General features: G+C 70.9%; 12 protein-coding genes. 4 read left to right on the forward strand and 8 right to left on the reverse strand.

The features are described 5' to 3' along the window. Positions 1-4 precede the first annotated feature (4 nt). Together ACWIHT_RS00655 and ACWIHT_RS00660 are read right to left on the reverse strand one after the other, a co-directional pair. Positions 5-817 (reverse strand): alpha/beta fold hydrolase, encoded by an 813-nt coding sequence (locus tag ACWIHT_RS00655; protein ID WP_456162906.1) that lies wholly within the window; start codon positions 815-817, stop codon positions 5-7. A 72-nt stretch (positions 818-889) separates the two neighbouring features. Then, on the reverse strand, positions 890-1,723 hold the full coding sequence (locus ACWIHT_RS00660; RefSeq protein ID WP_456162908.1) for an alpha/beta hydrolase: 834 nt from the start codon (positions 1,721-1,723) through the stop codon (positions 890-892). A gap of 142 nt (positions 1,724-1,865) precedes the next feature. Here ACWIHT_RS00660 and cynS point away from each other — a divergent pair, with 142 nt between their 5' ends. Beyond that, positions 1,866-2,312 (forward strand): cyanase, encoded by a 447-nt coding sequence (gene cynS, locus ACWIHT_RS00665; RefSeq protein ID WP_200679243.1) that lies wholly within the window; start codon positions 1,866-1,868, stop codon positions 2,310-2,312. A gap of 330 nt (positions 2,313-2,642) precedes the next feature. Here the strand turns inward: cynS and ACWIHT_RS00670 are convergent, their stop codons facing one another. From ACWIHT_RS00670 to ACWIHT_RS00680, 3 genes are all read right to left on the reverse strand, one after another. Continuing rightward, on the reverse strand, positions 2,643-4,172 hold the full coding sequence (locus ACWIHT_RS00670; protein WP_456162910.1) for an MFS transporter: 1,530 nt from the start codon (positions 4,170-4,172) through the stop codon (positions 2,643-2,645). Between the two features lie 279 nt (positions 4,173-4,451). Next, positions 4,452-5,597: an RNA polymerase sigma factor gene (locus ACWIHT_RS00675; RefSeq protein WP_456162912.1), complete on the reverse strand. Its 1,146-nt coding sequence runs from the start codon at positions 5,595-5,597 to the stop codon at positions 4,452-4,454. Then, the gene (locus ACWIHT_RS00680) at positions 5,594-6,013 is read right to left on the reverse strand and encodes a YciI family protein (RefSeq protein WP_200679237.1); all 420 of its coding nucleotides are present in this window, start codon (positions 6,011-6,013) and stop codon (positions 5,594-5,596) included. Before ACWIHT_RS00680 ends, ACWIHT_RS00675 begins: the two co-directional genes overlap by 4 nt. A 270-nt stretch (positions 6,014-6,283) precedes the next feature. Between ACWIHT_RS00680 and ACWIHT_RS00685 the strand changes: the two genes are divergently transcribed. Together ACWIHT_RS00685 and helR are read left to right on the forward strand one after the other, a co-directional pair. Then, entirely contained in the window at positions 6,284-7,519 is a 1,236-nt protein-coding gene (locus ACWIHT_RS00685) for a glycosyltransferase (RefSeq protein WP_456162914.1), read from the forward strand. Positions 7,520-7,614: 95 nt separating this feature from the next. Beyond that, positions 7,615-9,789 (forward strand): RNA polymerase recycling motor ATPase HelR, encoded by a 2,175-nt coding sequence (helR, locus tag ACWIHT_RS00690; protein ID WP_456162916.1) that lies wholly within the window; start codon positions 7,615-7,617, stop codon positions 9,787-9,789. 53 nt (positions 9,790-9,842) lie between these two features. Here helR and ACWIHT_RS00695 read toward each other — a convergent pair whose 3' ends face one another. The 3 genes from ACWIHT_RS00695 to ACWIHT_RS00705 form a co-directional block, all read right to left on the reverse strand. Beyond that, entirely contained in the window at positions 9,843-10,583 is a 741-nt protein-coding gene (locus ACWIHT_RS00695; RefSeq protein WP_456162918.1) for a GntR family transcriptional regulator, read from the reverse strand. 154 nt (positions 10,584-10,737) lie between these two features. Then, complete coding sequence (locus tag ACWIHT_RS00700; RefSeq protein WP_456162920.1) at positions 10,738-11,904, reverse strand: serine hydrolase domain-containing protein; 1,167 nt, start codon at positions 11,902-11,904, stop codon at positions 10,738-10,740. A 108-nt stretch (positions 11,905-12,012) separates the two neighbouring features. Continuing rightward, on the reverse strand, positions 12,013-12,981 hold the full coding sequence (locus ACWIHT_RS00705; protein ID WP_456162922.1) for an acetylxylan esterase: 969 nt from the start codon (positions 12,979-12,981) through the stop codon (positions 12,013-12,015). 103 nt (positions 12,982-13,084) lie between these two features. Between ACWIHT_RS00705 and ACWIHT_RS00710 the strand changes: the two genes are divergently transcribed. After that, positions 13,085-14,443 (forward strand): 8-oxoguanine deaminase, encoded by a 1,359-nt coding sequence (locus ACWIHT_RS00710; protein ID WP_456162924.1) that lies wholly within the window; start codon positions 13,085-13,087, stop codon positions 14,441-14,443. The last annotated feature ends 99 nt before the right edge of the window (positions 14,444-14,542 follow it).

The raw sequence follows: 14,542 nt of genomic DNA on the forward strand, positions 1-14,542 counted from the left end.
GGCGTCAACTCGTCGCGGACGCCGCCGACTTGATGACCTTGGTGACCAGGTCGGGGTGGGAGATCATCACCACGTGCGAGGAGTCCACCACGACCGTGTGTGAACCGGCCCGCTTGGCCTCGAAGCGCTCCAGGTCGGGTGCGATCGCCCGGTCCTGCGCCGCCACGACCGCCCACGAGGGGATGTCGTGCCAGGCCGCCGCCGTGGCGACATCCGTGAACGCGGCCGAGCTGATGGGGCGTTGAGAGGCGCCCAGCAGTGCGGAGGTGGCCGCCGGGAGGTCGGCGGTGAAGACCGCGTGGAACTTCGCCGTCTGGATGGCCAGATCGGTACCGCCCGAGCCGTCGGGCAGCGGCTGTAGCGCGTCGTTCAGCTGCGACCCGGGGAAACGCGCGGCGAGTTCGCCCAGTTGCTCGCCCTTGTCGGGCATGAAGGCCGCGGCGTACACGAGCGCCTTCACACTCGGGTCGCCCGCGGTCGCCTGGGTGATGACCGCGCCGCCGTAGGAGTGTCCTACGGCGACCTTCGGGCCGTCGATCGTCTTGAGGAGCGCGGAGATATAGGCGGCGTCCGAGGTGAGCCCGCGCAGCGGATTGGCGGGCGCCACGACGGTGTAGCCCGCCTTCTGGAGCCGGGAGGCCACGGCCGACCAGCTGGACGCGTCGGCGAACGCGCCGTGCACCAGGATCACGGTGGGCTTGGGTCCGGGGTGCTTGCCTCCGGTGGCGGGTGCCGCCGAGGCGGGGAGAGCGGTGGCCGCGAGGGCGCCGGCCGCGGCAGCCGCTCCCAGGAGTAAGGGTCTACGGGAGATCGTCATCGGTCAGCTCCTGATGGATGAGGTCGAGGAGATCGGCGTCGAACACTTGCTCGTAGGTGCTTGTCCGGGAGTTCAGGCGTAGCGGCGCACGAAGGACAGGGCGGTGTCTGCGACTTCCTGCCAGCCGTTGTCGATGGTCAGTGCGTGGCCGCGGCCCTTGATCTCGGTGATCTCGGTGACGCCCTTGTTGTGCTGCTGCTTCTTGTAGGAGGCGTTGGCGATCGACCAGGGCACGGTGTGGTCCTTCTCGCCCGAGATGATCAGGAGCGGCCCGCGCTCGGGGTTCTCCGTGTCGACCTTCGCCTCGGTCCACGGGTTGAGGTTCGCGGTCGCCGCCTGGAACAGCGGGGCGCCGGGCGCGGGTACCGCGAACGTCTCGTACAACTCCCGTGCCTCCTCCTCGCTGACGGCGTTGGCGAATCCGTAGCGGAACTGGTCGAAGGTCAGAGGGACCGCGCGATTGCGGTTGGCGGGGTTGCTGAGGACCGGGGCGGAGGAGCGCAGCGCGGACACCGGCAGCGGCAGCACGCCCCGGAAGGGTGCCGGGTCGATCGCCACGGACACGGCGGACAGTCCGCGCCCGGCCAGGATCTGCGTGAGCAGTCCGCCGAAGGAGTGGCCGACGATCGCCGGTTTGCGCGCCAGCGTTCCGATCAACTGCGCCAGATGGTCGGCGACTTGGCCGACCGTCTTGCCCGCCATGACCTCGGGGTGCGCGTTGGCCTCGGCGACCGTCTCCGGGTCGTCGGGCCAGGACAGGGAGACCGGCGCGTACCCGGCCTGCTCGAAGTGGGTTGCCCAGCGGTCCCAACTGCTCGGCAGCAGCCACAGACCGTGGACGAAGACGACCGGCGTACGTTCGACGGCGTTCGCCTTTTCGATCTGTTGTACGTCGATGTGGGTCATGGTCGGAAGTATGCGTCCGTGGGCGTCCTGGAGTCCGGCAGATGACGGCACTGGGCGAGGATGACGCCATTGTCGCGTCACGGATGATCTCCTACGCTGAACGGCGTGTGGCCAAGAGTGCTGTCCGGGAACGGAGTTGCGCATGCTCAGCAAGGGTGAAGCCGGCGAAGCGGTCCGCCTGGCCAAGGTCAAGACCGGTGTCACATGGGCCCAGTTGGCCGAGGCCGTCGGCAGACCGCTCGCGTGGACCACGGCGGCGCTGCTCGGCCAGCACCCCATGACCAAGGACGAGGCGGCGACGGCCGCGGCCCTCCTCGAACTCGGCGAGGACGCCGCCCTGGCCTTCCAACTCCAGCCGACACGCGGCGCGTTGGACGCGGCGGTTCCCGTGGACCCCACGATCTACCGCCTCTACGAGGTCATCCAGGTCTACGGCCCCACCATCAAGGAACTGATCCACGAGCAGTGCGGCGACGGCATCATGAGCGCCATCAACTTCCGCCTCGACGTCAGCCGTGTGCCCGACCCGGCGGGGGACCGGGTCGTCATCACCCTCGACGGGAAGTACCTCCAGTACCAGTGGGAGTGACCATGAGGTGCTCCTCGGCCCAGACGGTCAGCGCGGCCGGGCACCCGCTCGCGCACCTCACCGAACCCTGCCGGGCCCTTGGCCAGCGCGGCGAGGACCAGGCCGCTCCAGCGCCTGCCCAGCAGGGCGAACGCGTGGGCCAACGCCTCGACGGGCGGCGGGAGTTCGGGGTGATCGGGGTTCGCCGGGGAGGGCTGCTTCGTCATACAGGGCTCCAGGAGCGCGGCGGCCGTACGCGCCCGCGCTGCCCCGCCGCACCAGGGCAGCGGGGCACCACGGGCACGGTCTTCGCGCCGGTTCGACGTGATGGTGCCTGGATGTGTGTGGGGCTTAGCCCATGTGGACCGGGGCGGCGCCCTCGGTGTGCTGCTGCCTGCCCGCGTTGACGGCGAGCGCGGTGACGGCGGCACCGGCCACGAACACGACCCCGGCGGCGACGAAGGCCATCGTGTAGCCGTGGGTGAGAGCGTCACCTGCCTTCGACACGAGCCCCAAATCCCTTGTGGCCAGGCCCCGGTAGAGCGCGGAGGCCGCGTGGGGCAGCTTGTCGTCGGCCGCCGAGTTCGAGATCGTCGACAGGACGGCGAGGCCCAGGGCGCCGCCGATCTGCTGGGCCGTGTTGAGGAGGGCCGAGGCGATCCCGGTGTCCTGGTGGGCGACACCGCTGACCGCGCCGAGCGTCATCGGGACGAAGCTCATGCCCAGACCGAGCGCGGTGACGAACATGGCGGGCATCAGGTGCCCGGCGTAGGACGAGTCCGGCTCCAGGGTGGCGAACCAGAACATCCCAACTGCCGCTACCAGGAGGCCTGGTGCGGCGATGAGCCGGGGCGCGATGTGCGCGACGAGCTTGGAGCTGATGCCCGCCGCTGCCGCCATGCCGAAACTGAACGGCAGATACGCGAAGCCGGTCTTGATCGGGCTGTAGCCGAGGATCAGCTGCATGTAGAGGGTCAGGAAGTAGAAGAACGCGAACATGCCCGAGCCGATGAACAGCATGGTGGCGTAACTGCCCCACCGATTGCGGTCCTTGAACAGCCGCAGCGGCATCATCGGGTCCGGTGTGCGCGCCTGGAGGAACAGGAACGCCGCCAACAGGACGGCGGCGACCGCGAAGCAGCCCAGCGTGAGGCCGTTGGTCCAGCCGTGCTCGCCGCCGCGTGTGATGCCGTAGACGAGGGAGATCAGGCCGCCGGTCCCGGTGACGGCGCCCGGGACGTCGAGGCGGCCGGGGTGGCGCTGTGCCTCGACGAGGCTGCGGGTGCCGGCGAGGACGGCGAGGCCGATGGGGATGTTGACGAAGAACACCCAGCGCCAGTTCAGCACATCGGTGAGCAGACCGCCGAGCAGCAGACCGACCGTGGCACCGAGGCCGCCCATCGCGGCGTACACGCCCATCGCCCGGTTGCGGGGCTTGCCCGCCGGGAAGGTGGTCGTGATCAGGGCCAGCGCATTCGGTGCGGCGAGGGCCGCGCCGACGCCCTGGAGGATGCGCGCGCCGATCAACAGGCCCTCGTTCGGGGCGAGTCCACCGAGCAGGGACGCGAGGGTGAAGACGGCGATGCCCACCTGGAAGATCCGGCGGCGGCCGAACAGGTCGCCGGCCTTTCCGCCGAGCAGCAGCAGACCGCCGAAGGCCAGCGCGTACGAGTTGACGATCCACGCCAGATTCGCGTCGGTGACGCCGAGGTCGGTCTGGATGGCGGGCAGGGCGATATTCGTGATGGTGGCATCGAGGATGACCATCAACTGGGCCGCCGCGATGACGAACAGGGCGAGACCGAGATGCCGGTCTCTGGGGGCGGGAACGGAATGCTCCGGTGCCGTGGAAGTGGCGGTGGCCACGCTCTCAGCAGACATGGTTCAAGAACTCCAGGGAGTGCCGCGAACAGGGAAAGGTGAGAGTGAACGGAATCCGGTGAGAAGCGGAACACTCGCCGTGCAATCCGAGGTCGGGGCACCGGACACGGCACATCGCTCGACCTCGGGACGAGTGCTCACCGTAGCAGCGATTCACCGTCGGTCGTGACCCGACAACTCCCTTTCCGGTGTTGCCAATATCGCCCTTGACGAACTCACCGATGGTGTGGGCAAAGGGAATTCGAGATGCCCTGAAATTGCCGCGAAAAAGCAAACCGTTCAAGAAGGCCGAAGGGTATTGAGCCGGGCCGCCTGACGGGTCAGATGGTCGCGTTCGGCGAGATTGGGGGACTTGTGTGCCGCCTCCGCGTACAGCCGGGCCGCCGTCGCCAGGTCGCCGTCGCGCTCGTGCAGGTACGCGGCCACTGCCGTATGGCGGGGCAGCGAGTCGTCCACCGCGGCGAGTGCGGCCAGACCCGCGCGCGGGCCGTCGGCCTCGCCTACCGCCACCGCGCGGTTGAGGCGGACCACCGGACTGTCGGTCAGGCCGAGGAGCTCGTCGTACCACTCGACGATCTGCACCCAGTCCGTCTCCTCGGCCCTGGGCGCGTCCGCGTGCAGCGCCGCGATCGCGGCCTGCGCCTGGAACTCCCCCAACTTGTCGCGGGCGAGGGCGAGTTGGAGGATCGTGACGCCCTCGGCGATCAACGTGGTGTCCCAGCGGCCCCGGTCCTGCTCGGCGAGCGGCACCAGGGTGCCGTCCGGCGTGGTCCGGGCGGTGCGGCGGGCGTGGTGGAGCAGCATGAGGGCGAGCAGGCCCGACACCTCGGGGTGGTCGATCGCGCCCGCGACCTGCCGGGTGAGCCGGATGGCCTCGGCAGCGAGGTCGACGTCACCGGAGTAGCCCTCGTTGAAGACCAGGTAGAGGACGCGCAGCACGGTTGCCACATCGCCGGGCTGGTCGAAGCGCACCCCGGACACGGTGCGCTTGGCCCGGCTGATGCGCTGCGCCATCGTCGCCTCGGGCACCAGATAGGCCTGGGCGATCTGCCGGGTGGTGAGCCCGCCGACGGCGCGCAGCGTGAGCGCGACCGCCGACGACGGCGTCAACGACGGGTGGGCGCACAGGAAGTAGAGCTGGAGCGTGTCGTCCGTGGCAGCCGCGGGGCCGGGCGCCGGCTCCTCGTCGACCAGGTCCTCGCGTCTACGGCGGGCCGTGTCCGCCCGCGTAGCGTCGAGGAACCGCCGCCAGGCCACCGTGACGAGCCACCCCTTCGGGTCACGCGGCGGATCGTCCGGCCAGACCCGGACCGCCTCGACGAGCGCGTCCTGTACGGCGTCCTCGGCCGCCGCGAAGTCTGCTCCGCGGCGGACGAGGATGCCGAGCACGCTCGGCGTGAGGTTCCTCAGCAGGACCTCGTTCACTTGAAGGTGCAGTCCGTGGTGGTCGAGTGCGTGCCCAGGAACGGGCGCAGCTCCAGCCACTCGTGGATCGGCTTGCCACCGGCCCCGGGGGCGGCCGACAGTTCACCGGCCAGCTCTACGGCCCGCTCGTAGCTGTCGACGTCGATGATCATCCAGCCGGCGATGACGTCCTTGGTCTCGGCGAACGGGCCGTCGGTCACCGGCGGGCGCCCTTCGCCGTCGTAGCGGACGAACGTCCCCTCGGGGGAGAGGGCCTGGCTGTCGACGTACTCGCCGGTCTTCTCCAGCCGGGCCGCGAAGTCGTTCATGTACTGCACGTGGGCCGTGATCTCCTCGGGCGCCCACTGGTCCATGGGGACGTCGTTCACGGCGGCGGGGGCGCCGCGGTAGTGCTTCAGCAGCAGGTACTTGGCCATGGTCGTTCTCCTCGGTGCCGGCACGACCCATTGTGGTCGCGTTCACCTCGGGGACGGAGCCGGGCGCGGGTTCTCGACATCGGCGGGCAGGTTTTTTCGCCGCGAGTTCCGCGAGTTCCGCGAGGGCTGTGGGGGAGGGCGGAAGGGGAGGCGTGTCCACTCCTCTTCCCTTCTTAACGTATAGCGCACCGGGGGGCTTGCGGCAAGGCCCCCGTCGTACCGCAGAATGTCCGGCCTGAGGGCATGACCTGCGGAAATGGGAGTCGTGGAATGCGTGTGCTGTTGACGACGTGGGGATCGCGCGGGGATGTCGAACCCATCGCGGGACTCGCTGCCCGAGTGCGGGAACTCGGCGCGGAGGTGAGCGTCGCCGCGCCGCCGGACGAGGAGTTCGTGGAGCTGCTGGACCGGGCCGGGGTGCCGCTGCTGCCGCTCGGACCGTCGGTGCGCTCGGTCGTGACCGGGGCCAAGCCGCCGTCGGCGGCGACCGCGTTCCAGCTCGCGCCCGAGCTGGTCGCCGCCCGGTACGAGACGCTGCTCCCGGCCGCCGAGGGGTGTGACGTGCTGCTGGCGAGCGGTCTGATGCCGACCGGCGCCCGCTCGGTGGCCGAGAAACTGGGCATCCGCTATGTGTTCGCCTGCTTCCACACGGCCGGGCTGCCGTCGTCGAAGCACCGGCCGATGTCGCGGCCCGGCCATCAGTCCTCGGCGGAGGAGACCGACATCAAGGTGCTGTGGGAGGAGGACGCCCAGCGGGTGAACGCCCTGTACCGCGACGCCGAGAACCGGCACCGGGCGGTGATCGGCCTGCCACCGGTCGACAACGTCCGCGACCACGCGTTCACCGAGCGGCCGTGGCTGGCATCCGACCCGGACCTGTTCCCGTGGCAGGACCAGACGGATCTCGACCTCGTGGTGACCGGACCGTGGATCCTGCCCGACGAGCGCCCGCTCCCCGCCGATCTGGAGGCGTTCCTGGAGGCGGGCGAGGAGCCGGTGTACGTGGGCTTCGGCAGCATGGCGCTCCGCAGCTCGCCCGACATGGCCCGGGACGCTGTCGCGGCGGCACGGGCACACGGCCGCCGGGTCGTACTCGGCCGGGGCTGGGCGCAGCTGGCCGCGGTCGACGACCGGGACGACTGCTTCGTCGTCGGCGAGGTCAACCACCAGGCGCTGTTCGGGCGGGTGGCAGCGGTCGTCCACCACGGCGGTGCGGGCACCACTACGGCGGCTACCACGTCCGGCGTGCCCCAGGTGGTCGTGCCGCAGATCGTGGACCAGCCATACTGGGCGACACGGGTGGCCGAACTGGGCATCGGCGTCGCACACGACGGTCCGACACCGACCTACGACTCCCTGTCGGCCGCGCTCACCGTCGTCCTGGCCCCCGAGATCCGGGACCGGGCCCGGACCGTGGCAGGAATGCTGCGCACCGACGGGACGACAGTGGCCGCGAAGATGCTCCTCGACCCGGCCGGCGGGGAAAGGCCGCCCACGCGCGCGTGAACCGGCCGAACCCCGAACACGAGAACCCGTACGCACCGGTCCCCACGGCCTGCCGCCCGCACGGCCGTGAGCGACCTCAGAACGGAATTGATGCCGTGAACCCCCTGACCACCAGCGCCTTCGACCTTCCCGACCGGCTCTCCGCCAAGGCCGACCCGGCGCTGATCGCCGGTGACGAGCGGCACTTCGTGGCGATCGCGGAGTGCCTCGACCAGTCGATCGCGGAACTGACCGAGCAGCTCGACGCCGAGCGCAGGGCGCCCGGCGGCATCGGCCGGGCGGCGATGGACCGGGACACGGAGATCCACCGGCTCACCACACGGCTGCGCACCCTACGTCGCTTCGGCCTGGACCTGTGTCTGGGCCACATGGTCGACGCCGACACATCCGAGCGCGTCTACATCGGGCGGCTCGGCCTCACGGACAGCACGGGCCGACGGCTGCTGCTCGACTGGCGGTCCCCTGCGGCCGAGCCCTTCTTCGGGGCGACGCACGCCAACCCGATGGGGCTGGCGAGCCGCCGCAGGTACCGCTGGACGCGTGGTCGGATCAGTGACTACTGGGACGAGGTGTTCACCGCGGACGGCTTCGTCGGGCACGCCGCGCTCGACGACCAGTCCGCGTTCATCGCGAGCCTCGGCGGCAACCGCTCCGGCCGGATGCGCGATGTGCTCGGCACCATCCAGTCCGACCAGGACGCCATCATCCGCGCGGGATCACGCGGCGCGCTCGTCGTCGACGGCGGTCCCGGCACCGGCAAGACCGTCGTCGCCCTGCACCGCTCCGCCTACCTGCTGTACTCCGACCCGCGCCTCGGGCACCGCAGGGGCGGTGTCCTGTTCGTCGGCCCGCACCGGCCCTACCTGGACTACGTCGCCGACGTCCTCCCCAGCCTCGGCGAGGAGGGCGTGCAGACCTGCATCCTGCGGGACCTCGTCGCCGAGGGTGCCGCCGCGACCGTCGAGGCCGACCCGGAGGTGGCCCGCCTGAAATCGTCCGTGGAGCTGGTGCGGGCGATCGAACCCGCCGTCCGCTTCTACGAGGAGCCGCCCACCCAGGGCATGAACGTCACCACCCACTGGTCCGACATCCGGCTGAGCGCCGAGGACTGGGCCGTCGCCTTCGAGGCGGCCGAACCCGGCACCCCGCACAACGAGGGACGCGAGCAGGTCTGGCAGGAACTGCTCACCATCCTGGTCGAGAAGCACGAGGACACCACCCCCACCCAGGACGGCGCCGTCACCCCGGCCCTGCTCCGCAAGTCCCTGCGCCAGAACCGCGACCTGCTCACCGCCTTCAACCGCGCGTGGCCGCTGCTCGAAGCGGCCGACCTGGTAGGGGACTTGTGGACGGTACCGGCCTATCTGCGCAAGTGCGCCCCCTCGTTGGGCCGCGAGGACGTCCAGCGGTTGCAGCGCGCGGACGCCCAGGCCTGGACCGTGTCCGACCTGCCGTTGCTCGACGCGGCGCGACAGCGGCTCGGCGACCCGGAGTCCGCGCGCCGCAAGCGCCGGCAGGAAGCGGCCGTGGCCGCCGAGCACGCCCGCCGTACCGACGTCATCGACAGCCTGCTCCAGAACGTCGAGATCGACGAGAGCGAGGGCGCGATGGGCATGCTGCACGGACAGGATCTGCGCGACGCACTCATCGACGAGGCCGCCCAGCCCGGCATCGAACCGGACCTGCTCGCCGGGCCGTTCGCGCACATCGTCGTGGACGAGGCCCAGGAACTCACCGACGCGGAATGGCAGATGCTGCTCCTGCGCTGCCCGTCCCGCAGCTTCACCATCGTCGGGGACCGCGCCCAGGCCCGGCACGGGTTCACCGAGTCGTGGCAGGAGCGGCTGAAGCGGATCGGGCTCGACCGGATCAACTTGGCTTCCCTGACCATCAATTACCGCACCCCGGAAGAGATCATGACGGAGGCCGAGCCGGTCATCCGTGCCGTGCTCCCGGACGCCAACGTGCCGACCTCGATCCGCGGCAACGGCATCCCCGTCGGCCACGGACCCGCCTCGGACCTGGAGTCGGTCCTCGACACCTGGCTCGCCGCACACACCGAGGGGATCGCCTGTGTGATCGGGGACCCCGCCTTCCGGGCGACTTCGCGTGTCCGGTCGCTGACTCCCGAGCTGTCCAAGGGACTTGAGTTCGACCTGGTCGTCCTCGTCGACCCGGAGAACTTCGGCGAGGGCATCGAAGGGGCCGTCGACCACTATGTGGCGATGACCCGGGCGACTCAGCGGCTCGTCGTGCTGACGAGCGCGTAACGCCGTTCGGCGCGCGGCGAGTTCCGCATCGGACCCGCCGCGCGCCGCCGGGATCAGTCCGCCGACGGAACCGTGAACTCGTAGATCAGCGCGTCCTGTTGGGCCTCCACGACCAGGTCGGTTATCTCCAGCGGGCGCGCGTACTGGTCGTGCACGCGCCGAGTCACCCGCACCGAGGGCGCGTTCGGGACCTGCGTGATGGCGTCCCGGTGGTGCAGGGTCAGACCGGCCCGGCGCATCCAGTCGTAGGCGCGCCGGAGTTGGGCGGAGGCGGAGCCGTCGGCGCGGTCGCGGTAACGGGCGAGTTCCTCCACCTCGGCCAGCGCCACCGCCGAGAAGGACGTGACGGCCGTCCGCAGTCCGCTGCCGTCGGCCGCCGCGGACGCGTAGCGGTGCACCAGGGTCGGGCGGTGCGGGGCGATCCGCAGGGCCTCGGCGTGCTCGGGCGGGGGAGTCTCCCAGGTCACCGAGGTCCGGTCGAAGCCGGTCGGGTCCGTGCTGCGGGCGCCGACCGGGAAGGTGAGGGAGGACGGGGACTCGACCGGCAGACCGGACAGGGTGGCGTGGCTGCCGCGCCGGTCGGTGGCGACCAGACCGTCCCTGCGCAGCACCTCCAGCGCCTGTCGTACGGTCTCCCGGCTGACCTGGAAGTGTTCGGCCAACTGCCGCTCGGCGGGCAGGCGTTCGCCAGGCGGGATGGTGCCGTCGTGGAGTTCGTTGAGGAGTTGGGTGGCGACCTTGCCGTAGAGGGGCTGGTCGTCGGCGGTCGGGTGGTGGGGGGTGGTGCGGGCCATGCCGCGCCTCCTGAGGGTGACAAGACTGAGGGCAGAACTGGTGACGAAACGTAGCCGTGCGGGCTCGTTGCGCGACCAGATCTAGCATTGGTCTAAACCACCAGGGAAGAGCGGCAGGGCAGTTAGGCCGAAACCGACCCGCGCCGATCACTCCTCACAGCGCCCCGTACAGGGCGTCGATCAGGGCCAACTTCCTTGGGTCGTCGGCGATATGAGGCCCCATACGGTTCATCACGTAGCCCAGTGACACACCCGCGTCCGGGTCGGCGAGACCGCAGGAGCCGCCGAAGCCGTCGTGTCCGAAAGCCCTCGGGTCGGGACCGTACGAGCCGTTCGGGCCGCTGAGCCACAGGCCGAGTCCGATCTCCGTCTCGTGCGCGAAGCCCGCGCCCAGCACCAGGTCACGGCAGCTGCCCTGGCCCTCGCGCACCCGCTCGGCCGCCTCGGGGGAGAGGACGCGGTGACCGCCGTAGGAGCCGCGGCCGGCGAAGACGCCGTAGAGCGCGGCGACGGCACGCGCGGTGCCGTGGCCGTTCGCCGCCGGGATCTCCGCGGCGCGCCACTCCGGGGTGTTGGCCTCGGCGGCGCCCGCGAGCGGGTTGGTCAGCGCGGCGATGGCGACGGGCGTCAACTGGCTGAAGATCGCGGCCTGTTCACTGCTCGACGCGACGGGCGGATGCGCCAGCTCGGCCGCCCGGCCCGCCTCTTTCTCCGGCAGTCCGATGGTGAAGTCGATCCCGAGCGGGCCGGTGACCTCCCGCTCCAGGAACGCCCCCGGGAGCAACCCCGAGACGCGGCGCACCACTTCGCCGACGAGGAAGCCGTAGGTGAGCGCGTGGTACCCGGACCGCGTGCCCGGCTCCCACCACGGCTCCATGGCCGCGAGCCGCCGAGTCGTCAACTCCCAGTCGTAGAGCTGCGCGAGGGAGTGCGGCTCGCGCAGGCCGGCCAGTCCCGCGCGGTGCGAGAGCAGGTGTCGTACGAGAATGTTCTCCTTGCCGGCGGCGGCGAACTCCGGCCAGTACGTGGCCACTTGGGCGTCGAGGTCGAGCAGGCCCCGGTCGGCGAGGATGTGGGCGCACAGGGCCACCGGGCCCTTGGTGGTGGACCACACGTTGACCAGCGTGTCGCGCTCCCAGGGGCGGGTGCGTGCCGTGTCGGCCCAGCCGCCCCACAGGTCGACCACGGTCTCGCCGTCCACGGTGACGGTCACGGCGGCGCCCAGTTCGTCCCGGTCCCGGAAGTTCTCCTCGAACGCCGTGCGCACCGCCGTGAAGCGGGGGTCGCAGTGGCCGTCGATGGTCGGCTGGTGCTCGGACATGGTGCCTCCGTGGTCCGCCGTGAACCCGGGCCGCGACGCTGCGACCCGGACCACCTGAACATACCGACTGGTCGGACTGGGGGGAAGGTGTCGTACGTCCGGTTGCGGTCAGACGTACGACCGCAGCCAGTCCAGCTTGGCCGCCTCCTGGTAAGGGCCGCCGCCCTCATGGTCGTTGAAGTCGTAGACCTCGATCCGCTTGTCCTCGTGCGCCCAGGCGTTGAACGCGGCGAACACGGTCGAGGGCGGGCAGGTCTCGTCCTCCAGGCCGGTCGAGAAGAGTGCGGGGGCGCGGCCACGGGCCGCGAAGTGGACGCCGTCGAAGTACGAGAGCGTGCGCAGCACGTCCGCGGTACGGCCGCGATGGGTCTTCAGGTACTTGCCGATCTCCCGGTACGGGTCGCGGTCCGTGAGGGTCGCCGCGCGCGGGTAGTCGCACAGGAACGGCACGTCCGGCGCGATCGCGGCCAGGTCGCCCACCAGCCCTCCCACGGCGATGGTGATGCCGCCGCCCTGGCTCGTGCCGAGCGCCGCCGTGCGCGCGGGATCGACCGACGGGTGCGAACGGGCCGCCTCGACGGCGCGCACCCCGTCCGTGAACACCCGGCGGTAGTAGTAGTTCTCGGGGGCGTCGATGCCCCGGGTCATGAAGCCGGGATACGCGGGCGCCCCGCCCACCGGGTCCGGGGTGTCCCCGCCGCCGCCCCACGCGCTGCCCTGACCGCGCGTGTCCATGATGAAGTGCGCGCGGCCGGTCGACGCCCACAACAGGTTCTCGTGCGGGAGCCCCCGCCCGCCGCCGTAGCCGACGAACTCCACGACCAGCGGCAGGAGTTGGGCCGCGTCGGCCGGCAGCCGCAGCCAGCCCTTCACCGGGTGACCGCCGAACCCGGCGAACGTCACGTCGTACACCCGAACCGTGGACAGCCCCGTGTCGACCTCCTCGAAGCGCGCGTCGAGATCGTGCTCGCGGGCCTCCTGGATGGTCTTGGACCAGAAGGCGTCGAAGTCCTCGGGCTCGGCGGACTCGCTGCGGTACTCCCGGAGTTCGTCGAGCGGAAGGTCGAACAGAGCCATCGATGACCGCCTTTGTGAAGGGTGAGCGCGGATGATCACACCGTACGTGTGACATCGGAGGACTCGCCAGGTGTGTGCGGCGCCCCGCGCCTACCATGTCGGCATGTCGTCTGCCGTGGATCTGCTGGTCAAGGACGCCGAACTGCTCGTCGTGGACGGGGGCCGGGAGATCCCGGGCGGCTGGGTCGCCGTCACGGATGGTCGGGTCACCGCCGTCGGCGCGGGAGGCACCGAACCCGAGGCGCGTACGACCGTCTCGGCCGCCGGGCGGCTCGTCACCCCGGGCCTGATCAACACGCACCACCACATCTACCAGAACCTCACCCGCTCCTACGCGCCCGCCGTCAACGGCACCCTCTTCGACTGGCTGACCACGCTCTACCCGCTGTGGGCACGCCTCGACGAGGAGGCCGCGTACGTGTCGGCGTACGTCGGTATGGCGGAACTCCTCATGGGCGGCTGCACCACATCCTCCGACCACCTCTATGTGCATCCACGCCCCTACCTGGTCGACGCCGAGATCCGGGCCGCCCGCGACATCGGCTTCCGCTTCCACGCGACCCGCGGTTCGATGACGCGGTCCGTCGAGGACGGGGGACTGCCGCCGAGGAGCGTCACCCAGAGCACCGACGAGGTACTCGCCGACAGCGAGCGCCTCATCAAGGCCCATCACGACCCGGCACCCGGAGCGCTGATCCGGGTCGCGCTCGCGCCCTGCTCACCGTTCTCGGTCACCAAGGACGTGATGACGGCGACCGCGGAACTCGCCGAACGGTACGACGTACGGCTGCACACCCATCTCGCCGAGGACCGGGACGAGGACACGTACTGCCTGGAGACCTACGGCTGCCGGCCCGTCGAATACTTCGAGGACACCGGGTGGATGAGCGACCGTACCTGGGTCGCGCACTGCATCTACCCGAACGACGACGAACTGCGCCGCCTCGCCGCCGCCGGTGTCGGTGTGGCGCACTGCCCCAGCTCCAACATGCTCATCGGCGGCGGCACCGCCAGGGTGAAGGAGATGCGCGAACTCGGTCTGCCGGTCGGCATCGGCTGCGACGGCTCCGCCTCCACCGACCACGCGTCGCTGTGGATGGAGACCCGCGGCGCCCTGCTGCTCGGCCGCTACCGAGGGGGACCCGGCGCGATGACCGCGCGCGACGCCCTCGACATCGCGACCCGCGGCTCGGCGCGCTGCCTGGGGCGCGCCGACGAACTGGGACACCTGCGGCCGGGCGCGTGTGCCGACCTGGTCGTCTGGGACCTGCACGAAGTCGCCCTGGCCGGCGCGCTGAGCGACCCCGTCGAGGCATGGCTGCGCTGCGGACCGGCGCGGGCGTGGACCACGGTCGTGGGTGGGCGGGTCCTTGTCGACCGAGGTGAACCGGTGCTGCCCGCGCTGGGGGATGTGCTGCGGGACCATGGGCGGGTCGCACGGCGGATGCAGCGGGGCGTGTAGCGGCGGCCCATGTGCGGGTCGCACAGGGCAGGGGGTGTGGCGGCGCTCCATGTGCGGCGGTCACATGGCACCTGTTCGTGGCCTCCGTTGCGTGGCCCT

Source organism: Streptomyces sp. NPDC002276 (genome assembly GCF_053891435.1).

Bases quoted from the DNA above. Each gene is read 5' to 3' on its own strand.
- cynS (WP_200679243.1), top strand. From the start codon at position 1,866: ATGCTCAGCAAGGGTGAAGCCGGCGAAGCGGTCCGCCTGGCCAAGGTC.
- ACWIHT_RS00685 (WP_456162914.1), top strand. From the start codon at position 6,284: ATGCGTGTGCTGTTGACGACGTGGGGATCGCGCGGGGATGTCGAACCC.
- ACWIHT_RS00700 (WP_456162920.1), bottom strand. From the start codon at position 11,904: ATGTCCGAGCACCAGCCGACCATCGACGGCCACTGCGACCCCCGCTTC.
- ACWIHT_RS00680 (WP_200679237.1), bottom strand. From the start codon at position 6,013: ATGGCCAAGTACCTGCTGCTGAAGCACTACCGCGGCGCCCCCGCCGCC.
- ACWIHT_RS00695 (WP_456162918.1), bottom strand. From the start codon at position 10,583: ATGGCCCGCACCACCCCCCACCACCCGACCGCCGACGACCAGCCCCTC.
- ACWIHT_RS00705 (WP_456162922.1), bottom strand. From the start codon at position 12,981: ATGGCTCTGTTCGACCTTCCGCTCGACGAACTCCGGGAGTACCGCAGC.
- ACWIHT_RS00655 (WP_456162906.1), bottom strand. From the start codon at position 817: ATGACGATCTCCCGTAGACCCTTACTCCTGGGAGCGGCTGCCGCGGCC.
- ACWIHT_RS00660 (WP_456162908.1), bottom strand. From the start codon at position 1,723: ATGACCCACATCGACGTACAACAGATCGAAAAGGCGAACGCCGTCGAA.
- ACWIHT_RS00710 (WP_456162924.1), top strand. From the start codon at position 13,085: ATGTCGTCTGCCGTGGATCTGCTGGTCAAGGACGCCGAACTGCTCGTC.
- ACWIHT_RS00670 (WP_456162910.1), bottom strand. From the start codon at position 4,172: ATGTCTGCTGAGAGCGTGGCCACCGCCACTTCCACGGCACCGGAGCAT.